The sequence below is a fragment of the Streptococcus sp. ACS2 genome (assembly GCF_000525585.1).
Taxonomy (GTDB): Bacteria; Bacillota; Bacilli; order Lactobacillales; family Streptococcaceae; genus Streptococcus.
Genome location: NZ_JALT01000031.1, coordinates 135,541 through 160,989, shown reverse-complemented (window position 1 = coordinate 160,989; position 25,449 = coordinate 135,541). Strand labels below are relative to the sequence as shown.

Here is a 25,449-nt window from a genome sequence, read left to right as displayed (position 1 = left end):
ATTTTTTAAGCAGAAATGAGACCTTGAAAAATAAGAGTTTAAAGCCAAAAAAGAAGCCATCTCTCCAGATCGCTTCTTTACTTTATTTTGTTAATGAGAATGGGAAAGCATTATAGTTGCTATAATCAAAGGTTGGTCCCAAGTCAGAGATGAATTGAACTGGCGTGTAAGTCCCATTTTCAAGAATAAAGCCAGGCTTAGCTTGGAAACCAGCTCCCCCTAGTCCTGTAATACCAGGAAGCAAGGTAGAAAAATCGCCACCCTCCCAAACATAGAGATTTCCAGAAATTTGAACAGCTTTTGCAGTTGTAGAGCTTTGACGATAGGGTTCGTAATCGACATTGAAATTTGCCTTCGAAGTGATGTTGCCATCAGCATCAACTGTAAAACTAATGTCTGTTGCTTGAGGACTTGTACCAGTCCAAGTTCCAACCAAAGCTGCTGGGACAGGAGCGTCACTTTGGGTATCAGCTGTTGCTTGACTAGACTTGTTTGACTCAGAAGCAGCACTGCTATTTGTCCCTGCTTGAGCATCATTTCCAGCTGAGGCTTGATTTTTTGAAGAGCTAGCTTCAGGAGCACTCTCTTCTTCTTGACCTTGAGAATCCTTTGAAGATGAAGCTTCTGTCTTAGCCTTTTTAGCAGACTTCTTCTCAGATGTTTTTGTTTTAGCAGATGACTTCACTACTTTAGAAGTTGAAGTTGTAGATGATGCTGCAGTGTCTTTTTCTGACTTAGAGCCACATCCTACAAGTGCTGTAGAGACAGCTACAGACAACAAAACAAGGGAACAAACACGAATAACTTTTCTTTTCATTTTCATAAACCTCTTTTCTATATGTCTATTATATCTATTTTGTTACAAAAATCAAGCATTTTATGTAATTTTTGTAACATTTATGTAATTTATTGTATCGCTGTCATAAGTTAATGTCGTATTTACAAGTAAAAAAAGTCCATCACTCCTAGAGGAATGATAGACTTTGGGATATGATCTAAGCACTTCTTATCTGCTAGAGGTATCCTAATTACTATTTGTCTTCTCTTTCAATATAACCCCCTATGGAGAGAATGTTGAAGCTATCCTCCAAGATAATAATGCGCTTACCACCATCTACAACGATATAATAGTATGACTTTCTCGCATCGTGGTAGATGTCATTAACACTCTTAGCCTGATAACCATGTGACTTAAGAGACTTCTGTATTTTAGCAAACTCTTTTTGCACCTTATCATTATCTGCGCTGCCTGATTGATCCGCCAGATATTCTTTTAAAGGCTTAGCAATTAAGATATCTAAAGGCTTAACATTTAAGATATCTATATCATCAGAATCTGTAGTCATAACACCATTTTCAGAGATAGTCAATTCTCCTTCTGATTCATTTTCATCATCATATGTCTTCCATTTTCCAACAAAGGCTTTTGGAACCTCTGCCTTATGAAAAAGACATTTCTTTTTTAAATCTTTGGTACTTCTTGATCCGTAGTAGAGGTCTGATAAGAATAAATCTAGAACTAAGTTTGTCCCATCTTTCTGAATCAGATTATAGTATCCAAACCATTCCCATTTCGTCTTAACCAGTATTATCTCTTTGGTCTGTAATTGATATTTCTTGTCAAAATCAGCAATCGTTTTTAGTTTTGAATTACTGACATCTTCTAAACGTGCTTCAAACTCCTGTCTAACTTTATTACCAATAGAGATTTCTTTGATTTCTTCTTCCCTATAGCCTGCAACAAGTTTTGACTTCTTCCCACTTAAATCATAAACCAAACCAACATTATCATTAGTTACCCACAAACCTCCCAAGTTTGTTCCTTTGGAAGAAAACAAAAAGAGTCCAAGACTTGTTGCTACAACAAGAAATAAAGCAATCCCAAGACCAATAAAAGTCTTCTTGCCAAACTTTTTCTTCTTAACAAAGACCATTTGTTGTGAATAAGCTGGGTTGACCATTTGACCAGTCATTTGATTCGGTAAAGGTCTGACTCCTTCAGTCACAGACTTTCCACTGTTGGAAAAAGTAGCTTGTTTTCCTTCCATAACAAATTCACCATTTAGAAGGGCCTGCTGACACTCCTGAATAGTGGGCTTACGATTATTAATCGCTTCAAAATATTCAATCCATTCTTTTCTATTCATCATCTCTCCTAATATTTCTTAATAGAAAAATCTATCACTAGCTTGGAAGTGATAGATTTCCCAATTATTTAAGCACTTCTTGTGTCTTAGCGTAGTTGGCTTCGACAGCTTCTTTTTCAGCTTTCCACCAGTCTTGGTGATCTGTGTACCACTTGATTGTTTCTTCCAAACCTGATTCAAAGTTTGTGAATTGTGGTTCCCAACCCAATTCTTCACGCAATTTTGTTGAGTCAATAGCGTAACGCAAATCGTGACCAGCACGGTCTGTCACACGGTCGTAAGCGTCTTTTGGTTGACCCATTTTTTCAAGGATGAGCTCAAGCACTTCCTTGTTGTTCTTTTCACCATCGGCACCAATCAAGTAAGTTTCACCGATACGGCCTTTAGTGAGGATAGCCCAAACACCAGTTGAGTGGTCGTTAGTGTGAATCCAGTCACGGACGTTTTTACCTTCACCATAAAGTTTTGGTTTAATCCCTGACAAGATGTTGGTGATTTGACGTGGAATGAATTTTTCGATGTGTTGGTATGGTCCATAGTTGTTTGAGCAGTTTGAAATAGTTGCCTTAACACCAAATGAACGCACCCATGCTTTAACGATAAGGTCTGAAGCAGCCTTAGTTGATGAGTATGGTGATGATGGGTTGTATTTTGTTTCTGCTGTGAATTTTTCACCAGGACCTTCACCGTGTCCAGGAAGATCTTCACGCAATGGAAGATCACCATAAACTTCATCTGTTGACACGTGGTGGAAACGAATATCGTATTTACGAGCAGCTTCCAAGAGTGTGTAAGTACCAATGAAGTTTGTGTGGATAAATGGTGATGGGTCGTTCAATGAATTATCGTTGTGGCTTTCAGCCGCATAGTGAACGATAGCATCAGCCTTAGCAGCCAATTTATCAACCAATTCAGCATCGGCAATATCACCAACAACCAATTCAACACGGTCACCAAGGATTTCTTCAATGTTAGCACGGTTACCAGCGTAAGTGAGTTTGTCAAGGACAGTCACATGTACGTCTGGATGGTTGTTGTAGACATAGTGTACGAAGTTTGAACCGATGAAACCTGCGCCACCAGTTACGATGATGTTTTTATATTCAGTCATTTTTTCTCCAAAAATTTTAGTTTTTTTATCGTTCCTTTCGCTAGTGAGGGACGCCAGCAACCCTTCGGTTTCATGGCTAAATCCGAAGCCGAAGTCTCCGGATTTCCCTACAAGATTCCCTACGGCAATCTTGTTATCACTAGGGCAGGAACGATACTACCAGGCTCCTTGCAGTCGCAAAAATACTGTGCAAGGTTTATTCTTACAAATCTTCTGCTCTTAGTGGTTTAACGTCTTTGAGCAATGGGTGATTTTTATCTGCTTCTGAGACTTCTGCTTCTTCCAAGTTTTCCCACTTGATATCAAGGCTTGGGTCAGCATAATTGACAAAGGCGTATTTAGGTTTAAGTTCAAGTGCCCAGTAATCGTTTACGAGGTAGCTGTATGATACTTTGTCAGACAAAACTTGGAAACCATTGGCAACACCACGAGGAACAAAGATTCCTTTTGAGGCATCAATCACTGTTTGGTAAGTATTTCCAAACGTTTCGCCTTCACGGAGGTCAACCCAAGTTCCAAGAACCTTTCCTTCATCTGCGACTGAGATGTATTTATCCCAAGGCTCAGCGTGCAAGCCACGCAAAACATTTTTACGTGAGAAAGAAACGTTGTTTTGCAATTTCCCTTCAGCAAAGAATGATTCTGGAAAACCAAGTGGCAACATCTTTTCCTTTTGGAAGTTTTCCTTGAACCATCCACGGTTATCTCCATGAACAGGAATATCAAATTCAAGCAGACCTGGGATAGCAGCAATCTTGCGGGCAGCTAGTTCTTTACCAAAAAATTGTTCAGTCATTATGCTTCTCCAATCAAACGGAGCAAATATTGTCCGTATTCGTTTTTCTTAAGTGGTTGTGCCAATTCAAGAACCTGTTCTTTAGTGATATAACCCATGCGATAGGCAATCTCTTCAAGGTTAGCTACTTGGACATTTTGCAAACGTTGAACTGTTTCAATGTACTGAGCAGCTTGCAAGAGACTTTCATGAGTGCCTGTATCCAACCAAGCAAAGCCACGTCCCATAAGCTCAACAGAGAGGTCTCCACGTTCTAGGTAAGCCTTGTTAACATCCGTGATTTCAAGTTCGCCACGAGGGCTTGGCTTGATGTTTTTAGCAATTTCCACAACATCATTGTCATAGAAATAAAGTCCAGTTACAGCAAAGTTTGATTTTGGATGCTCAGGTTTTTCCTCGATAGAGATGGCATTCATATTGTCGTCAAACTCAACAACACCAAAACGTTCTGGGTCCTTAACTTGATAACCAAAGACTGTAGCACCTTTTTCCTTAGCTTCAGCACGTTGAAGCATGGCAGAAAGACCATTGCCATGGAAAATGTTATCCCCGAGGACAAGTGCAACACTATCGTCACCAATGAAGTCTTCACCAATGATAAAGGCTTGAGCCAATCCATCTGGACTTGGTTGTACTGCGTAAGAAAGTGAAATACCGAACTCAGAACCATCACCAAGGAGCTCTTCAAAACGTGGAAGGTCCTGTGGCGTTGAAATGATGAGGATTTCCTTAATACCAGCCAACATAAGCGTTGAAAGTGGATAGTAAATCATTGGTTTATCGTAAATCGGCATCAGTTGTTTTGATGCAGCACGTGTCAATGGATACAAACGTGTCCCTGAACCGCCTGCAAGAATAATACCTTTCATAAGAAGGCTCCTTTTTTCTCTAATATATTACCTATATTTTAGCATTTTTCAGCACTCTTGTCACGATAAACCCTATGTTCTTAAGCTTTCATTAAGAAATTCATAAGTGTCCATTTTCTTAATGCAATCAAAAAAGGATCTCGCTTGAAACCCTTTTCGATTGAAGATAATATCTTGCAATATTCCCCTTGGAGAGTGTGATTAGCATCCTCTTAGTGTCTTTGTGCACTCATCCAGTCAAAGATACTGTTATAAGTTTGTCCATTGACACTGGCACGAGAGCCACCTCCATTGGTTGGATCAGTGGCTACCATTCCACTGTATCCCTCCCAATTTTTCGTATTTTCAGGATGCTGAACGCCAATCACCTGGTCATGGAAGAAATAAATCCAAGCCCAATGACCATCATACTCTGTGCCAGGAAGATCAGTCCCAGTCGCTGTTTCAAAGTATGAGAACCACTTGTTAGTAGCTCCAGAGGTAATCAAGCTCTTATATAAAGGCAAGACACTATTTTCTGGTTGTACTGTTGCGTCTGCCTTTGTGTGAATCAACCACATAGGCTGGTTCTTCAGTTTATCAATTCCAGATTGGTCAACAGTTAAGGGTGCAGCAATTGGAACAAGAGCTGCAAAATAATCTGGATAGGTTGCTCCCATGGTCAAGACCATACCACCACCATTTGAAACTCCCGCAAGATAGATTCGTCCCTTATCTACCTCAGGGTGATTAGCTAGGTAGGCATCAATGGTCTCTTTGAGTTGGGCTGCATTATCTGACCCCCAAGGTGTCTGTGTTTGAACAGCCAGAACATTAACCCCACGCGCCTGATCACCAGTTGTTAAGAAATGACCTTGAATCTCAGGCTGGGTAAGCGCATAGACGTCATTTGAAAGAAGCGGAATATTCATGTCTGTCCCTCTTTCACCAATGCCGTGTAACCAGACTATCAATGGTTTGGTGCTATTTCCCGTACCGGTCTGGGCACTATAAGCCGCATACTGCATGTTACCTACCTGTCCTCGCTCGTCGAAAACTTCCGTCGTTGGCATCAAACGATTGTTGATGGCATCTCGCTCAGATGAAACCATCTGTGACTGACTACTACCTTCTGCCACTACTGACAAGTCTTTCATTGATACCATGTAACTTTCCAGCCATTGGTTAGTCCAGGTAGTAAGGTTGAAATACATAGGTTCAGCATTTCCACCCATGTTGTAGCGGTTATAAGGCGGTAGGCTCAATTCAAGCGTCACGTACTTGCTGTTATCATAATAGACCACGTGCCCCTGATCATCAGACACATAAGAGTTTGTTACCTGACGACTGACCCCTGCTGTTGTAACCTGAGTTGAGCTGTGGACAACCTCTGGCGTGACCTTCTGATTAAATTCAAAAATGACTTTGGTTACAGCCGGTCCAAACTCATAACTTTCTAGCACAATACTTGTCTTTGTCACAGCCAAGTCTTCTGCTGCCCCTGCTTTGACAGACAGGCCTAAACTGATGGCTAGCAAAGTAACAATGACTGTCACATAAACTTTAACTTTTTGGAACATAGTCCCTCCCCTTTTTTATTAGTATTCACCTACAATCGATGAACAGTTACTATTTTATCATCTTCTAATTAAATAAGAAATAGATATAAATAACTCTAATAAAAAAGAATCAGCTAGCATCCCTCAATAAGGAGAAATAGCTAACTGATTCATAAATTCAATATATTGGAGGGCTTTAATACTATTAGTCTTTTTTCTTAACGTACTGAGCCACTGGATAGTCTGCACTGTCCAAACTACCAGGTCGGTTCATGGCCAATTCAACCAGATTTTTTCCAATCAGTGGCCCCGTCGTAAGCCCTGAAGATCCTAAACCAGAGGCGACAAAGACACTCTCAAGTTCTGGAACTTCTCCAAAGAAAGGAGAGAAGTCACTCGTGTAGGCCCTAGTTCCCACACGTTCTGAGAAGGACTTGGCAGTACTTAAGTCAGGAAAATAGGTTTTAGCCTCTTCCTCCAGACTTGCAAGTACAGTCTCATCAACTGTCAAATCAAAGCCTTGGTCATTTTCATGGCTAGCCCCTACCGAAATCTTTCCACCAGCAAAAGGAATGACATCTAATTCGCCCTCCGGCATCAGAACAGGTAATTTAGCAGTATCCATGCCCTCAAAGAAATAGTCACGCAATTGCCCCTTTTGGGGGCGAACATCTACTTCAAAACCAAGGGGTTCAAGCGTTTGACCTAGCCAGGCACCACAAGCGAGAATGACCTTATCAAAAGTTTGACCATTAATCTCGTAAGTGCCATTGTCAAGAGGAGAGAGTGTGATTCGACCTTCTACCTTTTCAAAACCAGAGGCCTCAATCAAAGTAGCTGTCAATTCTGCTCCCTCCACTCTGGCACCTCCAGAAGCATATAGATAACGGTCAAATCCAGTAAATTCAGGGAGGTCGGCAGCATTTTTTATAGAGAGTTCACCAATAATGGGTGATTCTTCTAGCCTAGTTTCTGCATGCTGATACAAACCGTCCAACTTACTGTCATCTTTCTTGAGAAGGGCTACACCAGACTGATCATAGAAGCTCGTGTCGTAACCATCATTTTCAAGATCTGAAACTAAATCTTGGTAAAAATCGGCTCCCAAACGGGCCATGCGATACCAGGCCTTATTACGACGCTTGGAAAACCAGGGGCTGATAATCCCTGCTGCTGCCTTGGTTGCTTGTCCAAGACCATGATCAAATACTGTAACTTCTACGCCTTTTTCTTTTGATAAGTAGTAGGCAGCCGTTGAACCGACGATACCTGCACCAACGATTGCAATTTTCATTTTTTACTCCATCTATTTGAAAAGAGCTGAGTCCTATATCAATAGGCACAGCTTTTTATTATTCTTTTACCCCAAGGCCACGTCCATGACCATCATGACGACAAAGCCAACCATAAGGCCCAAGGTTGCTACGTCAGTATTACCATTGGTTTGTGATTCAGGAATCAATTCCTCCGTTACCACAAAAATCATGGCTCCGGCCGCAAATGCCAAAGCATAAGGAATAATCGCCATCATCAACATGACAAGAGCAGCTCCCATAACAGCCCCTATAGGCTCCACGATAGCTGACATAGATCCCCAATAAAAGGCCTTGATACGAGATTTTCCATCAGCTCGAATAGGAACTGAGAGGGCTGCACCTTCAGGGACATTCTGCAAACCAATACCTATAGCTAAACCAATGGCTCCCATGAGACCAGCGAATGTCATATTGCCACCAGCCAAGGCTCCGAAAGTCACACCGACTGCTAATCCCTCTGGAAAATTATGAATGGTGATAGCCAAAAAGAGCAGGGCTGTCTTGGACAACTTTTTCTTACGAGGTTGAATACCTTCTGCTTTAGAGATGTCATTTCCCAAATGCAAATGGGGAACGACGGCATCAATCAAACGAAGGGCAATACCTCCAAGCAAGAAACCAGCTGCCGCAGGGAACCATGACCACTTTCCATAGCCATTTTGAGTCGCATAAGTTAAAGAGGGGTCCAAAAGTGACCAAAAAGAGGCCGCAATCATGACACCTGCCGCAAAGCCCATCATGATATCTAGCAATTTACGGCTAATATTCTTGAAAAAGAAAACAATGGCCGATCCGACAATGGTACAGCCCCAAGTAAAAAGACCAGCAAGCAAGGCCAAAAAGACCACATTTTGATGTAAAAGCCAAGTCACAGACTCATCCTCCTACAAATGGTCAAAAGGATTGGTTGAGGACTGACTTTCAAGTATCGTCACATTCCAATCATACTCAAGTTTCCAAGCCTCAAGTTTCTCAGCAATCTTTGGGATAAAAAGGGCTTCGATATGGTGCCCAGGATCAATTGCCAAGAGACCATTAGTAATCATTTCCTGTCCTGTATGGTAGTAAATATCACCAGTGATGAAGACTTGTGCGCCCTTTTTCAAAGCATCCTTGTAAAATCCTTGACCGCTACCACCGCAAATAGCCACACGGCTAACAAGAGGGTTTTCATGGTCATAACGAACCAAGCGAACACTATCTAAGGCAAAAACAGACTTGACTTTAAGAGCAAGTTCTTCAATAGTCTGAGGCACGATATCACCTACTCGACCGATTCCATGATTTTCAGAAGTCTGCGTTAAATAAGTGGTGTCTTTAATATCAAGTAAGTCACAGAACCAATCATTCAGCCCATCATTAACGACATCAATATTAGTATGACTCACATAGACTGCAATATCATGCTTAACCAGGTCAAGTAAAATATCTCGGTCAGGCGAAGACACCAAATCCTTAACTGGACGAAAAATTGGAGCATGTTTAGCAATAATGAGGTCCACACCTTTTTCAATGGCTTCGGCTACCGTATTCTCACGAACATCCAAGGTAACCATGACCTTCTGAATCTCTTTGTCCAGACTACCAATCTGCAAGCCAACCACATCACCTTCCATAGAAAGCTCCTGTGGACAAAATTCTTCATAAGTCTTAATAAGTTCACTAGCTAACATGATTCAAAACCTCCTTAATGGTTTGAATTTTATCTTCGATAGCTGTACGATCAGCCTGATTGGCCAATGGAATGGATCCTAAAGCAATCTCTAATTTATTGATTTCGCGTTGCCATTTGAGCTGGAAAACCTGAGATTGGTCTTTCATGAGATGAGGACCAAAACGCACTTCCTTGTCCGAAAGGTTCATGTGTCCAGCTTCTGCCACCATGATTTCGTAGTATTTGCCATTTTCAGTCATGATAGACTCTGCAATAATCTCAAAACCATTTTCCATCAACCAGATACGGAGATCATCTTCACGATTATTTGGTTGTAAAATCAGACGGTCTACGCCCTTAAGTTTGTCCTTTCCAGCATCAAGAATATCCGCAATAAGACGTCCTCCCATGCCACAGATTGTGATGGTTGTGACAGCATCAGAAGGTTCGAAGGCAGCCAAGCCATTAGCCAAGCGCACCTCGATTTTATCTTGGAAACCAGAAGCTGAGACATTAGCGAGAGCAGATTCATAGGGCCCTTTTACAACTTCACCAGCAATAGCTGAAGTAATCAGGCCTTTTTCAAGTAAATAAATCGGAAGATAGGCATGATCACTGCCTACATCCAAGAGTTTTGCACCTTTGGGAACATAGGTTGCTACGTCCTTGAGGCGTTGAGATAATTGTACGTACATATTTCATCTTTCTATTTTTTAAGTCTATTCAATTATATCAAAAAAGGAAGTTGGTAAGAAATGGTTTTAACACATTTCCTAACAACTTCCTTTTTGTTTATACTTTCTCGCCTGTAAAGACGAAGAATTTAGAAATAATATAGTTCAATACAATGATAAGGACCTGAGAGAAGAGGCTCTCGATACCGTTTACCCAAGCATGACTATGACCAACAAATTGACCAATAATTTCTGGATAGGTATCGACCAAGAAATAGGCCAGAGCCAAATCCAAGACCAAGGTCAATAGGCGAGCACCCACAAACTTAACAAAGCGCGTAACCATACCTGTCTTTTCCTGATTAAAGACAAACATGTCATTTGTAAAAAAGGCAAAGATAATGGCAATCGCATTTGCTAAGACTGCTGAAAGTGTTCCTTGTTGGGTAAACTGGAAAATCAAAGTACGACTGACCATATAGACCAAAGTTGCCAAGACACCAAAGAAAAGGTACTTGAAAACTTCGGTGGCCATGAAGGCTCTGAGCTTAGCTATCATACTTAGTCCAATCCAATTTCTGCACGAACAACATCGGCAATCGTATCAACATAGTAGTTCACTTCATCATCTGTTGGGGCTTCTGCCATAACACGAAGAAGAGGTTCAGTACCACTTGGACGAACCAAGATACGTCCATTTCCAGCCATCTCAGCTTCCATTTTTTCAATGATAGCGGCAATTGCAGGAACTTCCATAGCCTTATCTTTCATGCTATTTTCCACACGGATATTAACCAATTTTTGTGGATAGATGGTCACTTCTGAAGCCAATTCAGACAAGCTCTTACCTGTTTCAACCATGACTTTAGTCAATTGGATAGCTGTCAATTGACCATCACCAGTTGTGTTGTAATCCATGATAATAACGTGTCCAGACTGTTCACCACCAAGGTTATAGCCGTTTTTACGCATTTCTTCGACAACGTAACGGTCACCAACAGCAGTCACTGCCTTGTTAATGCCTTCACGGTCAAGTGCCTTGTGGAAACCAAGGTTTGACATAACTGTTGTTACAATAGTATTTTTAGCCAACTCGCCTTTTTGAGACAAATGTTTACCAATGATATACATCACCTTATCACCATCAACAATATCGCCATTTTCATCAACAGCGATGAGACGGTCACTGTCACCATCAAAGGCAAGACCAATAGCTGAGCCAGTTTCTTTAACCAAGGCTTGCAACTGCTCTGGGTGTGTCGAACCAACACCAGCATTGATGTTAAGGCCATCAGGTTGGTCACCAATAACAGAGATTTCTGCGTTCAAGTCAAGGAAAATGTTACGTGCAGATACCGCAGCTGCTCCATTAGCCGCATCCAAGGAAACTTTTATGCCACCGAGGTCAACACCTGTAGCCACCAAGAATTTTTCGTATTTACGAAGACCCTCTGGATAATCCACAAGTGTTCCAAGTCCTTCAGCCGAAGGGCGTGGAAGCGTATCTTCTGCAGCATCGAGAAGGGCTTCAATTTCCGCTTCACGCGCATCATCCAATTTAAAACCATCGCCACCAAAGAACTTGATACCATTATCAAGAGCTGGATTGTGGCTAGCTGAAATCATAACACCAGCGCTTGCATTTTCTGTACGGACCAAGTATGAGACGCCAGGTGTCGCAAGTACTCCAAGTTTGTAGACTTCAATACCCACTGAGAGCAAACCTGCTACTAAGGCAGATTCCAACATCTCACCAGAGATACGTGTATCACGTGCCACAAAAACTTTAGGACGGCCAGTCTCATGTTGGCTAAGCACATAACCACCAAAACGACCTAATTTAAAGGCCAATTCAGGCGTAAGTTCAACGTTTGCTTCTCCACGAACACCGTCTGTTCCAAAATATTTACCCATAATTTTATTATTAGTGCTTAAGCACTAAATCCTCCTTAAACTGTGATGCTGTTTAGCAAGAGTCAATCTAGTGAAATCTATCTAGATAATCTAACTTTATAAGATTTCGCCAATATTTTCAACCCTTGATTTTAAACATTTTTAATTGGTTACATTTTTATGAGATTAGTCCCTCTCAATCCCATCCATTATACATGAATTTAGGAAAAATGTAACTCCCCTATTTTTGCGTGACTTTTAAGTTAACCTTAACAGTGCCAGGCTGAACCGTAACACCTTCTGCCTTAAGGTCTATTGTTTTTGATGTGTCCTTAGTCACTTGGCTAATGTCCACAGGAACTGTGATGCTATCAATCTTATCCATAGCTTCTTGACTACCAACAATAGTCACATGCCCACGATTAAAGCTGTAGCTGATACTAGACACATTGCTAGCCTTATCTCCAGTCAGTTCGACCTTAACAGGAACAGATTTGCTTAATTTTCGCAAACTAATCTTGGCATGCACCTTAGCTGGTGAGATTGAACTTGCTAGTACTGTTCCATTTGTCGAAACTGCTTGAAGGACCAAGTTCCCATCATAATCTTCAGACAGGTTGGAATCGCCTTCCAATACTGCTTGAACATGATCAATCTGGTTAATGATATCTTCACTCGAAGTTACCTCTACCTTGGTTGCATCCAGGCTAACTTTTTTAACTTCATAGCCATTTGCTAACTTATCTGATGTGATATTAGCTACGACGTCAAAGGTCTTGCTGGCTTTTTTACCAATAGTCGCCGTCAAGGTTGATGGCGATACTTGCGCAGACATTCCAGCTGGAAGATCCTTAACCTGAATAGGTACTCGACTGGTTCCTTGACCCAGATTCGACAAATCAGCAACTAATTTAAAGTGACGCGTATCACTACTTGTCTCAGTCGTTAAAGCCAGCTGTGTTGTCGCCGTCAAATAGACTTCGGCATCATAGGAATAACCACTGATAAAGTACTTATCACTATCATATTTAATATCCACAGGAACCGATTCAACGGTTTGTGTAAAGGTATTAGATGCACTTGAGCTATTGTTTTTATTTTGCGTATTTCCCGACCATGCCGTGAAAAAGAGTACCACAGCAAAGAAGAGAGCAACTAGCATCTGCCATAAACGATCGTCTTTAAAGAAATTTACGAAACGCTTCATTTTTTGCTACCTCCCATCCAACGTTGGAAGAATGACTGACGTGGTTCTTGTTCTTTCAACAAGATAAGACTCAACTCTTGTTCAAATTCTTGAACAGAGAGATCATGGATGAAATTTCCCTTGTAAGCAATTGAAATCGCACCAGTTTCCTCAGACACAACAAAGGTCAGTGCATCTGTCTGTTCTGAAAGACCAATAGCAGCCCTATGTCTAGTCCCAAACTCTTTGGAAATCTTATTAGATTCCGTCAATGGCAGATAAGAACAAGCCGTCGCAACCTTGTTATCTCTAATGATAACTGCCCCATCATGAAGCGGTGTATTTGGGATGAATATATTAATTAAAAGTTCCCCAGTCACCACCGCATCAAGTGGAATCCCAGTCGCAATCTGCTCTTGTAAGGTCTGAGTCTGTTCAATAGAAACCAGCGCCCCAATCTTACGAGGACTCATGTACTTAACAGCTTTAACGTAGGCTTGAACCAACTTCTCGTCTGAGCTAACCTCTTTATTTTGCAAAAAATGCTGAGGTGTCCGTCCAAAGGTTTCAAGTGCAGAACGAAGCTCTGGCGCAAAGATTACAACCGCCGCAATGGCTCCATAGTTGATAACCTGATTCATCAAATAAGAAATCGTCGTGAAGCCTATAAAATCAGAAATCAGTTTGACTAAAATAAATAAGACAACCCCTTGAACAAGGGTCATAATTTTTGTCCCTCGTAGGGCCCTAATAAAGCGATAAATTAAAAAAGCAACAATCAATATGTCCAAACTATTGACGATAACTTTCAGCGGACTATCAAAGAGTGACCGCCAAAAATCAATATCAATGGACGAAAGTATTCCCATACATATCACACTTTCTTTTAATTTTTAAACAGTTTCTATTATACCACGAATTCTAACTATTTTGAGACTACAATCACTACTTTTTGTGATAAAATAAATTCATGACTATGAAAACTACCATGGGAATTCTGGCGGGTAAAGCTAGCCATTTCGTCCTTTCAAAATTGGGACGTGGCTCAACCCTGCCTGGAAAAATCGCCCTTAAATTTGACAAAGATATTTTAGACACTTTAGCCAAGGATTACGAGATTGTCGTTGTCACTGGAACCAATGGTAAGACTCTGACAACAGCTTTAACAGTAGGAATTCTTAAAGAAGCTTTTGGTGAGATTGTGACCAACCCTAGTGGGGCCAACATGATCACAGGAATCACTTCTACTTTCCTAACAGCTAAAAAAGCCAAGTCTGGTAAGAAAATCGCTGTCTTGGAAATTGACGAGGCTAGCCTTCCAAAAATCACTGAATACATCACTCCAAGTCTTTTTGTCTTCACAAATATTTTCCGTGACCAAATGGACCGCTATGGTGAAATCTATACCACTTATCAGATGATTTTAGATGGTGCTGCTAAGGCACCTGAGGCCACTATTTTGGCCAATGGAGACAGTCCTCTCTTTAATTCTAAAGAAGTGGTCAATCCTGTACGCTTCTATGGTTTTGACACTGAAAAACACGCTCCAAAGCTGGCACATTATAATACCGAAGGAATTGTCTGCCCTAAATGTGAGAGCATTCTTCAGTATCGCCTCAATACTTATGCTAATCTGGGTGACTATGTATGCCTCAACTGTGACTTCCACCGTCCAGAATTAGACTATAAGCTAACAGAGTTGACTAAAATCACTAACACTACTTCTGAATTTGTCATTGATGGACAAGATTACAAGATTAATGTCGGTGGTCTTTATAACATCTACAATGCCCTTGCTGCCGTTTCTGTCGCTGAATTTTTCGGAGTGGCTCCAGAGCAAATCAAGGCTGGTTTTGATAAGAGTCGTGCTGTCTTTGGACGCCAAGAAACCTTTAAGATTGGTGACAAATCATGTACTCTCGTTCTAATTAAGAATCCTGTGGGAGCTAGCCAAGCTCTGGATATGATTAAACTTGCAGATTATCCATTTAGCTTGTCAGTCCTTCTTAACGCCAACTATGCTGATGGTATTGACACCAGCTGGATTTGGGATGCCAACTTCGAAAGCATTCTCGAGATGGATATCCCTGAGATTAACGCTGGTGGTGTTCGCCACTCTGAAATTGCCCGCCGTCTTCGTGTAACCGGCTATCCAGAAGAAAAGATTACGCAAGCAGAAAAACTTGAAGATATTATGGCCTTGATTGAAAAACAAGATTGCGATCATGCCTATATCTTAGCGACCTATACTGCCATGCTTGAATTCCGTGATATTCTTGCTCAACGTCATGCTGTCGGAAAGGAGATGAACTAATGACTTATACTTCACTCAAATCTCCAGAAAATCGTGACTACACCTATGACCTAAATGTTGCCCACCTTTATGGTAATCTACTCAATACCTACGGTGACAACGGAAATGTCCTTATGATCAAATACGTGGGTGAAAAACTTGGTGCTAAGATGACCTTCGACATCGTTTCAGTTGGTGATGACTTCGACAAGGACCACTACGACATGGTCTTCTTTGGAGGTGGTCAAGACTACGAACAATCCATCGTTGCTAAAGACCTCCCAACTAAGCGTGAGGCTATTGGTCAATTCATCCAAGATAACAAAGTAATTCTTGCCATCTGTGGTGGTTTCCAACTTCTTGGTCAATATTACATCCAGGCTAATGGTGTCCGCATTGATGGTATCGGTGTTATGGGCCACTATACCCTCAATCAAGAAAATAATCGTTATATTGGTGACATCAAGATCCATAACGAAGAGTTCGATGAAACTTACTATGGCTTTGAGAATCACCAAGGGCGCACCTTCCTCTCTGATGATGAAAAACCACTTGGAAAAGTGGTCTACGGTAATGGTAATAACAAGGAAGACGGTTCTGAGGGTGTCCACTATAAAAATGTTTATGGTAGCTACTTCCATGGACCAATTCTTTCTCGTAACGCCAACCTGGCCTACCGTTTGGTCACTACTGCCCTTCGTAACAAATATGGCCAAGACATTAAATTGCCAAGTTACAATGACATTCTTTCAAGCGAAGTCGCTGAAGAATACGCAGATACTAAATCAAAAGCAGAATTTGAAAAATAATTCTATGACATAGCAAAATAGCGAAACCCTAAGGGTTTCGCTATTTTTTCATATCTATTTCCAAAGTCGTCTTTTCTTCAATCTGTCTTCAATTTTTCGATTATCAATCCTTAGAATGGCAATCATATCAAACAAGAGCCAAGTTCGTTTAGGATAAACAATGTATTTGGGAGACCAAATTGGAGAGAACTTCTCCTTATAACGTTGGAGCCCACTAAAAGAGTAAAAACGCTGCGCAAAGACATAGACCAAATTGGCAACCTTCTCTTCCAAAAAACTATCTTCTTCAGTACCCACATTCGCGAGTGGAGCCATTCCCATATCAAAATACTGCTTTCCTTCTGCTTGGAAGTACTGGAAGAGTTTCACAAAGAGGTAATCCATGATACCTTCGGGTGCCTTTTCAAAGTCATAACGCATAAGGTCAATCGTCGCCACCCGTTTGTTTTTGGTTGGCATGATGTTGGCAAAGGCTACAATTTCTCCCTCCTCACTCTCAACAATAGCAATCGGTGCTTGCTGCAGATAGGCTTCATCAAAGAAACCAAGGGAGAAGCCCTTCTCCTTACGACCGTTAAGCCAAATATCTGAGACAGCCTTCATTTCTTGCATCTGAGTCTCTGAAAATGGAGGGTCAAGTAACTTAAACTGGAAACCTGCTTTTTCAACACGATTGGTTGGCTTACGGAACTTCTTACCATGTTTACCATCAACAGAAAATGACGTCAAATCAACCATGGCATTTTCCCCAAATTTCATAAAATCAAAGCCATAATCATGAAGCATCAGGGTAATACTCTCATCTGCCTCATAAAACAAGGCTTGTAAATTCCAATCCGATAAGGTCTTCAAGAAAGATTCCCAAGCTACTCGGTAATAGTTTTCATTACCTATCGGATTTCCCATAACCACACACTTGTTACTGGTTTGTGCAAATTGGAAAACTACCTGGTCTTGTCCATCGACACGATACCAAAAGAGGCGTTTATCATGTAAATAAGCCAGGGCACTTTCTGATGCACCTCCATATTTCTCAAGGAGAGCTGTGAAGCGCTCATCATCCATGCTTTGACCAAAAGGCCTGCGGGGTGCCAAAATTCTCAAGACTCCCCAAACAATAGTTGCAATGATAACTGATGCCAGTAAAATATCAAACCAAATATGAACAAAATGTCCAAGAACATCCCGATTCTTAGGTGGCAATAAATGAGACCAAAAACCGCTGCCACCCAAAACGAGGAGAACCAGAATCGTAAAGGCTAGGAAAAGGAAATCCTTGGTTTTGTCTTCCCAACTATAAACAAAGTAACGATGATACAACCTCTTTCTGATGATCAACATAAGCACCAAAGAGAGTAAAATTAGGAAAGACATGGCCCATGAAATACCATTGAGATTGACATAAATTAAGGCCAAGACAAAGGTTATCAAGGAGGCAACAAAAGCACCCTTAACCCGACGTCTAATGAGACGAGCCATGAAAATGAATAAGGTACCAAATAGGATACTTGGGAATTGCCAAATCAACTGCTCCTGAATAGGATCAAAACGGCTAATAAAGTAGACATTAGCCAAGCGTTCAGGGATTAGGGCAGACAAAATCAAGAAAATCCCTAAAAAACGTAGCAAATAGACGAGAAAACGGTGGAGACTTCCACCAAATACTCGTGAAGAAAGTTTGAAGTATTTCTCGTTGATACGTCCTCCCATGTGTTTGAAAAAGAAGACAACACCAAGCATGAAGGGAATAACGTAGTAGGTTAAACGAAAGAGCAAGAGCAGACTAACCGCAAGAGCATTGCTAACCCCCATAGAGGTCAGACCGGTAATCACAATCAAATCGAAACTACCAATACCACCCGGAATCATAGAGAAGATACCAATAATAACCGCTAGGAAATAAAGTGGAACCAGATTATAAAGTGGAACATGTAAGCCCATTAAATAAGCCACACTGACAAAGCTCCCTAGGGCCGTTCCCCATTCAGCTGTCGAAGCTAAAAGAAGACTTAGCCTCGTTTTCAACGGTACTTGACCAAAATAAGTTAACTTTTCACGACTAGAAACAAAGAAAATAAAAGGCAGATAAAGGAAAATACCCAATAAGAGTAACCAATATTTTCTTAAGTCTGGACTTAGAGGGAAGAACCAAAAGACAGCGAATACCAAACCACTTAAAAGGGATAGACCCGACATAAAATAAGGCAATAAACGAGAAAGTGCCTTAACACCTGTCTTTTCCTGCCCATCCTCAGAATAAAAGGAATATCGCAGACCCACATCGACCAAACCAGCAAAACCAGCCAAGTTATTAATGGTATTGACAGCCCAACTTGTTTCTAAGATATAGGATTTGGAATAATCCGTTTCTAGCTCCTTATTCAGTATGATGTCATAAAAGAGCATGGGGGAGACAGCGACTAGTCCGATGACAGCCATCAAAACAAGATGCCAAATAGACAAACCGGACAGAGCTGACTCCAGTGACTCTAAAGTGATGGTCCGTTTTAGACGAACCAATTCTATGACGACAAGAACCGTAATCGAGATAAAGAAGATGGATTTAACGGCCGCTTTTAAAGGTTGAAGTCTCTCTAAAAGACGCTTCATGCCACCACCTCTTTTCGACTAATTCTCACAAGTTCACGAATCATTTGATTAAAGACCTTATATTTACGTTGAGCTAGACGATGTCCTTCTCGACGTTGGACATAGAGCTTATGAATAGGAAAGAGTTCTGAAATCTCTCTAGAATGCCTAATACTGATAACATCCCTTTGCCCCATAACTACCCAAACAGGATAGGCAGCCTGATGTAGACGTTCCCTATCTAGTGGCAAGTCATGAAGCATCAGACCCGTTACCTGAGCCATGATATCCATTTTAGATGAAAATGGTGACAAGGCTTTTAAGCAAAGATATTGTATATAGACCGCGAATCTTGAGCGTCTCGTCAACCCATTAAAGGTCATATTTCCCGCATTAAGCAAGAGCCCTGCAATCCGGTCAGGATAACGACTAGCATAAACCATAGCCAAATTAGCACCGTCACTATGACCGACAAATAAGGCCTTCTTAATATTCAAATATTGCAAAATTTCCTCCAAATCGGCAGCCATCTGTTCAAAGGTCATCTTGACACTCTGACGACTGGACCTGCCGTGATTACGACTATCAATGAAAATTAAACGATAGTCTCGATACAGAATTCCTTGCTTACCAAAGTAATTCCCTGACAAATTATTGCCATGCAAAAAAACAATTGGAAAGCCTTTACCGAGATCACGATAATAGATGATTTGACCATCTTTCACTTTGAATTCCATAATATTACCTACCTTTTCACTAACGCATTCTTATACGATAATTAGTCTTATAAGGCATTAGGGCTGATGAATTGGACTTATCACATTCCAAAATCATCTAACCCCCTTCACTCCATTATAACACTTCCACTAGGCAAGAGTCAGAATATTTGTGCATTTTCTGCAAAAAGAAAAAGCCTTTTCAGGCTTCTTTAAATATAATCTTTTTGAGACTTCCTTTAAGTGAGTACGGACGTCAGCGACCTTCTTCGAAGTTCCATGACTAATTTTTGAGCCTAAAGTCTCAAAAATTCCGAGTGGCTGGTACTAAAAAGATTCAGCCACTTTTCTCACAACAGGAAGTCTCATCTAGCTTTATTTAATTACTTCTTGAAGAATTTATTTGTATTTATTGCCACGATTGATAAATCACTTAAGGCTAAATTATACTTTTTTTCTAGTATGAGAATTGTTTATCACTCAATACCTAAATATTTTTTTGCAATACCATAAGAGTCTTCCAAATAGCTAGCTTTATTACTAATTCCGTCATTTACACCTGTAAAAATTGCACCAGATTTAGGTAAACCATTGTACTTATTGTATGCATGCATTGAGTAGCTACCACCTTCACCAAAATCAAATGTAAAATCAATCGCTGTATTCATATCTCCTGTATAAGAAGCAGTAGTGACTACTGCACTCTCTTCATTATCATATTTTGTTATCTCAAAAATTTGATGATTTTGGGTATCTAAAACATAAAACTTTTTATAATCATAAAAATCAATCTTATATGCAATATGATTTTTATTATAATCATCTATCTTCTGTTTTTCTCTAGCTGCATTTTCTGATGCTGCTATGCTTGATGATGCACTAGCTTCTTCAGAAGATTCAATTCTTTCAATTACCTTTTTATTCTGATGTAATGTTATGTATTTAACTCGATTCTTTTTACCATTTTTTAAATCAAGTCTAATTTTAGAATCATTCTTATCTTTCAGTTTAAATGACATACTGAATTTACCATCGTCTTTTGCATCTATACTCTGTTCATCTGAAGATGATATTTGTGTTCCCTTTTCTGTAATACCATTAACCTCAACATTGCCATTTTCATCAGCCGTAAACTCTCTATCGAGTTCCAATTTTAGAATTTTCTGATCTCTATTTGAATATGTATGATAAGTTATAGTAACTTTGTCATTCTTTGAAAAAGATGCTCCCTTTTTAAAATTCGTAGTCTTTCCTACTTGAACTTCTTCTACTTCTCCATCGAAATGTACAAATCCAAAAATAAGATCTTCATCTTTCTTGACTACAACATCTGTAAATCCTGCTTTTTTAAAATCAGTCACTAAATCATCATAATACTCTTCATCTAAGTTTTTAGAAGATATAGGAGTCTTTACTTCATTTTCAACTTTCGAATCTGCATTAACATGCGCCACTGCTATCGAAAAAATTATAAGTAATGATAGAAAAGTCATACTACGTAATTTCATTATATTAAACTCCAAATTAATTTGATATCATCAGTATATTTTAAAAGAAATAAAGTGTCAACGTATTCTTTAATTTTTATTTAATTTTAATATTTTGCTTATTTAAGGACTTTTTATTATTTGAGTAAAGTATGTATCAAATAATAAATTAGAGTTTGACAAAAAGAAAAAGCCTTTTCAGGCTTCTCCTCTTATTGTTCGAAAGTTTGTTGAGCGATGAGCTTATTATAGTTTTCTTCATCTTCTTGGTTATCACGGACAACCTTAGATACTGTAAATGAAGATGAAATCAAACCAACACATCCCATGAGGTAGTAACCCTTAACCATCAAAGGCTCTTTAAGGGTATAGAGGCCTACCAACATCAAGATTACGAAGAAGGCAAATGATCCCCATGCCATCATGTTGAAAGATGTTGTGTTACGATACACTTTTTTCTTTACTTTGTTCATAAAGTTAGTCTCCTTTTATATACTAAGACTATTATACCAACAATGTAAGCCTTTCACAGCTCAAAACATGAAAAGGTTCTCATCATCCCTTAACCTTCCAATTGTTCTGATAGGGCACTCCACTCTTCCATCAGAGCTTCTTGATTGACTGATAAGTCATCCAGCTCTTTCTGTAAGTCAGACAATTCTGCCACGTCATTTGTTTCAAGCATGGCAGCAGAGATTTCCTCCAATCGTTCTTCAATCGTCTCTAGCTCATTTTCAATTTGCTCAATGCGTCGGCTTAATTTACGTATCTCTTTTTGATTGGCTTTTTGAGCTTGATAATCACTAGCACCCGCTGAAGCTACTTGGACTTCCTCTGATACTTGATTTTCCTCTGCTTCAAGACGTGCTAACTCTTCAAGCTCCGCCTTCTTCTTAAGGTAGTAATCATAATCTCCAAGATAAATGGTTGCCCCATCCTCAGAAATTTCCATCACTTTGGTTGCCACACGGTTGATAAAGTAACGGTCATGGCTGACAAAGAGAAGCGTTCCATCAAAGTCAATGAGAGCATTTTCCAAGACTTCCTTACTATCAATGTCCAAGTGGTTGGTCGGCTCATCTAGGATGAGAAAGTTGTTGTTTTCCATTGACAATTTGGCTAGGAGTAAGCGAGCTTTCTCACCACCAGAAAGCATGGAAACAGACTTTTTGACATCATCACCTGAGAAGAGAAAGGCCCCCAGACGGTTACGAATCTCAACTTCAGGAGTCGTCGCAAAATCATTCCACAACTCATCAAGGACTGTGTTCGACGATGTCAAGGCAGATTGGGTTTGATCATAATACCCCACTTCAACATTAGCACCATAGGTTGACGTTCCCTTGATAAAAGGCAATTTACCCACTACCGACTTGATAAAGGTTGTTTTCCCGATACCATTTGGACCAACGATGGCAATGGCATCCATCTTCTTAACATCCAGGGAAATAGGCTCTGAGAGAACCTCGTCGTCATAACCAATAGCAGCATCCCTAACTGTCAAGACCACATTCCCAGAGACCTTATCCGCATGGAAAGTCATATTAGCTGACTTCTGGCTTTCTGTTGGCTTATCCAGACGTTCCATTTTCTCTAGCTGTTTACGACGAGCTTGAGCACGCTTAGTTGTAGAAGCACGGACAATATTACGATTAACAAAGTCCTCCAACTTAGCAATTTCCTTTTGTTGTTTTTCGAAGTTCTTTGCTTCAGTGGCCAACTTTTCAGCCTTAAGGTCCATGAATTTTGAATAGTTTCCGACATAACGATCTAAACTATGTTTGGTCAAATCCAGGGTTACTGTCGCCACCTTATCCAAAAAATAACGGTCGTGACTGACAATGATTAGAGCTCCCTGATAATTGACCAGGTAATTCTCCAACCAGGCAATGGTTTCGATATCCAAGTGGTTAGTCGGTTCATCCAGTACCAAGAGTTCAGGCTTCTCAAGCAGCATTTTCGCCAAAGCTAAGCGCGTGTTTTGCCCTCCAGAAAGATCTGAAATGGGCATTTCCCACATGCTTTCATCAAACTTAAAACCATTGAGAATGGCTCTGATATCAGATTCATAGGTAAAACCACCTCGCTGTCTGAAATCCTCAGAAAGGCGATCGTAGTCAGTCATTAACTTGTCCAAGTCTGACCCAGTTAACTCAGCCATCTTCATTTCCATGTCACGAAGGCGTTTTTCGTCTGCACGAAGACCTGCAAAAACATTTAACATTTCCGCATAGATGGTATTGCTAGACTCAAAGCGACTATCCTGAGCTAAGTAAGACAAATTCAAATCACGTTTTGTGTTGATTTCACCACTTGTCGGCGCTTCCTCTCCAACCAAAATTTTCAATAGGGTTGATTTCCCAGCACCGTTACGTCCAACAAGGGCAATACGATCGCGTTCATCTACCTGAATATTAATATTATCAAAGAGCACATCCCCTGAGAAAGAGCGCTCAATCTTGTTTCCTTGTAAAATAATCATAACGTTTCAATTATACCAAAAAAGCCAAGCTCCTGCTTAGGCTTTCTGACTTTCTTTCAAAATGCTTGCTACCTTAGTATTAATCAAATCGATAGCAACAGTATTTGTAACACCTTCAGGAATCACCACATCTGCGTAGCGTTTCGTAGGTTCGATAAACTGGTGGTACATAGGTTTAACCACACTGATATATTGCTCAATAATACTATCCAAGCTACGGCCACGCTCTTCCATGTCACGCTTGATACGACGGATAATACGAATGTCATCATCAGTATCTACAAAAAGCTTGATATCCATCAAATCACGCAAGCGTTTATCCTCAAGTACCAAAATCCCTTCAACAATGAAGACATCCTGTGGTTCCTGACGATAAGTCTTTTCACTACGAGTGTGTTGGGTGTAGTCATAAATCGGAATATCCACTGGACGCCCAGCAATCAGCTCATTGATGTGTTCAATCATAAGATCTGTATCGAAGGCAAAGGGATGGTCGTAGTTAGTTGATACACGCTCTTCAAAAGTCAAATGTGACTGATCCTTATAATAAGAATCATGCTCAATCATAGCAATTTTCTCATCTGGAAAATTTGATAGAATGGCACGAGAAACACTGGTCTTACCTCCACCAGAGCCACCCGTAACCCCAATAATAATCGGTTTTTTAGGCATGGTAAATTCCTATCTAATATAGTCTTTCTTATCTATTCTACACTAAATCATGATATAATAAAAGCAAATCCATATAGAAAATGAGACTTTTATGTTTAAAAACTTTCCTGAACAATGGCAAGACCTCCTTAAAGAAAAAGGAATCACTACAGAGACTGCCATTCAAAAAGAACTCTTTGCACCAATCACTGAAGGAGACAATATCCTAGGTATCAGTCCTACAGGAACAGGTAAGACTCTAGCCTACCTTCTCCCATTGCTCCTCTCACTCAAGCCCAAAAAATCTCAGCAATTGCTTATCCTAGCACCCAATTCAGAGCTTGCTGGACAGATTTTTGATGTGACCAAACAATGGGCTGAGCCACTAGGACTCACTGCCCAACTCTTCCTTTCTGGCTCTAGTCAAAAGAGACAAATTGAACGCCTGAAGAAAGGACCGGAAATTCTCATCGGAACACCTGGCCGTGTCTTCGAGCTGATTAAACTCAAAAAGATCAAGATGATGAATGTCAACACCATCGTCCTAGATGAATTTGATGAGCTTCTCAGTGATAGCCAATACCACTTTGTGACAAAAATCAGCCACCATGTTCCTCGTGACCATCAAATGATTTATATTTCGGCAACCAACAAAATTGATGATCAAAATCTTGTCGAAAATACCATCGTTTATGACCTATCTGATCAAGAACTTGACACTATCAAACATTATTATATCAGTGTTGATAAACGTAACCGTGTCGAACTTCTCCGTAAGTTCTCCAATATCCCTGACTTCCGTGGCCTTGTCTTTTTTAACAGTCTATCTGACCTTGGGGCTACTGAAGAACGCCTCCAATTTAACGGAGCTTCAGCGGTATCATTGGCTAGTGACATCAACGTCAAATTCCGTAAGGTTATCTTGGAAAAATTCAAGAATCATGAGATTTCACTCTTACTAGGTACTGACCTCTTGGCACGCGGCATCGATATTGAAAATCTAGAGGTAGTCATCAACTTCGATATACCTCGAGATCGCGAAGCCTATACTCACCGTGCAGGACGTACTGGTCGTATGGGAAATGAAGGTAGCGTCATTAGCTTGGTAACCCATCCAGAAGACCTCAAAAAACTTAAAAAATTCGCCAAAGTTTCAGAACTGGTTCTTAAAAATCAAGAACTTCACGAAAAATAAGGCATCACAAAAGCACTTCAGTTTACTCTGAAGTGCTTTTAAC

At 40.3% G+C, this 25,449-nt stretch carries 23 protein-coding genes; 3 read left to right on the top strand and 20 right to left on the bottom strand.

The window, feature by feature from the left end; genetic code table 11:
- Positions 1–82: 82 nt before the first annotated feature.
- From HMPREF1517_RS07095 to cdaA, 14 genes are all read right to left on the bottom strand, one after another.
- Positions 83–823, bottom strand: coding sequence for a hypothetical protein (locus HMPREF1517_RS07095; protein ID WP_037600549.1), 741 nt, complete (start codon positions 821–823; stop codon positions 83–85).
- Positions 824–1,031: 208 nt separating this feature from the next.
- On the bottom strand, positions 1,032–2,147 hold the full coding sequence (locus tag HMPREF1517_RS07090) for a hypothetical protein (RefSeq protein ID WP_037600546.1): 1,116 nt from the start codon (positions 2,145–2,147) through the stop codon (positions 1,032–1,034).
- Between the two features lie 64 nt (positions 2,148–2,211).
- Positions 2,212–3,258 (bottom strand): dTDP-glucose 4,6-dehydratase, encoded by a 1,047-nt coding sequence (rfbB, locus tag HMPREF1517_RS07085; RefSeq protein ID WP_002884100.1) that lies wholly within the window; start codon positions 3,256–3,258, stop codon positions 2,212–2,214.
- A gap of 202 nt (positions 3,259–3,460) precedes the next feature.
- Positions 3,461–4,054, bottom strand: a complete 594-nt coding sequence (locus tag HMPREF1517_RS07080) for a dTDP-4-dehydrorhamnose 3,5-epimerase family protein (RefSeq protein WP_037600543.1) — start codon at positions 4,052–4,054, stop codon at positions 3,461–3,463.
- Positions 4,054–4,923 (bottom strand): glucose-1-phosphate thymidylyltransferase RfbA, encoded by an 870-nt coding sequence (gene rfbA, locus HMPREF1517_RS07075; protein ID WP_002883992.1) that lies wholly within the window; start codon positions 4,921–4,923, stop codon positions 4,054–4,056. Before rfbA ends, HMPREF1517_RS07080 begins: the two co-directional genes overlap by 1 nt.
- 212 nt (positions 4,924–5,135) lie before the next feature.
- Positions 5,136–6,482 carry an acyl-CoA thioester hydrolase/BAAT C-terminal domain-containing protein gene (locus HMPREF1517_RS07070; RefSeq protein WP_037600540.1) on the bottom strand — a complete coding sequence of 449 codons (1,347 nt, stop codon included), beginning with the start codon at positions 6,480–6,482 and terminating at the stop codon, positions 5,136–5,138.
- Positions 6,483–6,666: 184 nt separating this feature from the next.
- Positions 6,667–7,755 (bottom strand): NAD(P)/FAD-dependent oxidoreductase, encoded by a 1,089-nt coding sequence (locus HMPREF1517_RS07065; protein ID WP_021144346.1) that lies wholly within the window; start codon positions 7,753–7,755, stop codon positions 6,667–6,669.
- A gap of 66 nt (positions 7,756–7,821) precedes the next feature.
- Positions 7,822–8,649 carry a ZIP family metal transporter gene (locus HMPREF1517_RS07060; RefSeq protein WP_021144347.1) on the bottom strand — a complete coding sequence of 276 codons (828 nt, stop codon included), beginning with the start codon at positions 8,647–8,649 and terminating at the stop codon, positions 7,822–7,824.
- 12 nt (positions 8,650–8,661) lie between these two features.
- Positions 8,662–9,450, bottom strand: coding sequence for a Nif3-like dinuclear metal center hexameric protein (locus HMPREF1517_RS07055; protein ID WP_021144348.1), 789 nt, complete (start codon positions 9,448–9,450; stop codon positions 8,662–8,664).
- Positions 9,440–10,126: a tRNA (adenine(22)-N(1))-methyltransferase gene (locus HMPREF1517_RS07050; RefSeq protein WP_037600536.1), complete on the bottom strand. Its 687-nt coding sequence runs from the start codon at positions 10,124–10,126 to the stop codon at positions 9,440–9,442. The genes HMPREF1517_RS07055 and HMPREF1517_RS07050 overlap by 11 nt, the downstream gene beginning before the upstream one ends.
- 97 nt (positions 10,127–10,223) lie before the next feature.
- On the bottom strand, positions 10,224–10,664 hold the full coding sequence (locus HMPREF1517_RS07045; protein ID WP_013990768.1) for a GtrA family protein: 441 nt from the start codon (positions 10,662–10,664) through the stop codon (positions 10,224–10,226).
- Between the two features lie 2 nt (positions 10,665–10,666).
- Positions 10,667–12,019, bottom strand: a complete 1,353-nt coding sequence (glmM, locus tag HMPREF1517_RS07040; protein WP_037600533.1) for a phosphoglucosamine mutase — start codon at positions 12,017–12,019, stop codon at positions 10,667–10,669.
- 220 nt (positions 12,020–12,239) lie between these two features.
- Positions 12,240–13,205 (bottom strand): CdaR family protein, encoded by a 966-nt coding sequence (locus HMPREF1517_RS07035; RefSeq protein ID WP_037600530.1) that lies wholly within the window; start codon positions 13,203–13,205, stop codon positions 12,240–12,242.
- Positions 13,202–14,053, bottom strand: a complete 852-nt coding sequence (gene cdaA / locus HMPREF1517_RS07030; RefSeq protein WP_037600527.1) for a diadenylate cyclase CdaA — start codon at positions 14,051–14,053, stop codon at positions 13,202–13,204. Before cdaA ends, HMPREF1517_RS07035 begins: the two co-directional genes overlap by 4 nt.
- Before the next feature lie 101 nt (positions 14,054–14,154).
- Between cdaA and murT the strand changes: the two genes are divergently transcribed.
- The gene (gene murT / locus HMPREF1517_RS07025; protein WP_037600524.1) at positions 14,155–15,498 is read left to right on the top strand and encodes a lipid II isoglutaminyl synthase subunit MurT; all 1,344 of its coding nucleotides are present in this window, start codon (positions 14,155–14,157) and stop codon (positions 15,496–15,498) included.
- Positions 15,498–16,286, top strand: coding sequence for a lipid II isoglutaminyl synthase subunit GatD (gene gatD / locus HMPREF1517_RS07020; protein ID WP_037600521.1), 789 nt, complete (start codon positions 15,498–15,500; stop codon positions 16,284–16,286). The genes murT and gatD overlap by 1 nt, the downstream gene beginning before the upstream one ends.
- A gap of 54 nt (positions 16,287–16,340) precedes the next feature.
- On the opposite strand, the gene mprF is transcribed toward gatD, so the two are convergent.
- The 6 genes from mprF to udk form a co-directional block, all read right to left on the bottom strand.
- Positions 16,341–18,896 carry a bifunctional lysylphosphatidylglycerol flippase/synthetase MprF gene (gene mprF, locus HMPREF1517_RS07015; protein WP_037600518.1) on the bottom strand — a complete coding sequence of 852 codons (2,556 nt, stop codon included), beginning with the start codon at positions 18,894–18,896 and terminating at the stop codon, positions 16,341–16,343.
- On the bottom strand, positions 18,893–19,612 hold the full coding sequence (locus HMPREF1517_RS07010; RefSeq protein WP_022495803.1) for an alpha/beta fold hydrolase: 720 nt from the start codon (positions 19,610–19,612) through the stop codon (positions 18,893–18,895). The genes mprF and HMPREF1517_RS07010 overlap by 4 nt, the downstream gene beginning before the upstream one ends.
- A gap of 455 nt (positions 19,613–20,067) precedes the next feature.
- Complete coding sequence (locus tag HMPREF1517_RS07005) at positions 20,068–21,099, bottom strand: hypothetical protein (protein ID WP_037600513.1); 1,032 nt, start codon at positions 21,097–21,099, stop codon at positions 20,068–20,070.
- A gap of 191 nt (positions 21,100–21,290) precedes the next feature.
- Positions 21,291–21,551 carry a YiaA/YiaB family inner membrane protein gene (locus tag HMPREF1517_RS07000; RefSeq protein WP_002883990.1) on the bottom strand — a complete coding sequence of 87 codons (261 nt, stop codon included), beginning with the start codon at positions 21,549–21,551 and terminating at the stop codon, positions 21,291–21,293.
- Between the two features lie 89 nt (positions 21,552–21,640).
- A complete protein-coding gene (locus HMPREF1517_RS06995; RefSeq protein ID WP_037600510.1) occupies positions 21,641–23,560 on the bottom strand; it encodes an ABC-F family ATP-binding cassette domain-containing protein in 1,920 nt (639 codons plus the stop codon).
- Between the two features lie 36 nt (positions 23,561–23,596).
- Positions 23,597–24,232: a uridine kinase gene (udk, locus tag HMPREF1517_RS06990; RefSeq protein WP_002890688.1), complete on the bottom strand. Its 636-nt coding sequence runs from the start codon at positions 24,230–24,232 to the stop codon at positions 23,597–23,599.
- Positions 24,233–24,323: 91 nt separating this feature from the next.
- On the opposite strand from udk, the gene HMPREF1517_RS06985 reads away from it, so the two are divergent.
- On the top strand, positions 24,324–25,406 hold the full coding sequence (locus HMPREF1517_RS06985; RefSeq protein ID WP_037600508.1) for a DEAD/DEAH box helicase: 1,083 nt from the start codon (positions 24,324–24,326) through the stop codon (positions 25,404–25,406).
- The last annotated feature ends 43 nt before the right edge of the window (positions 25,407–25,449 follow it).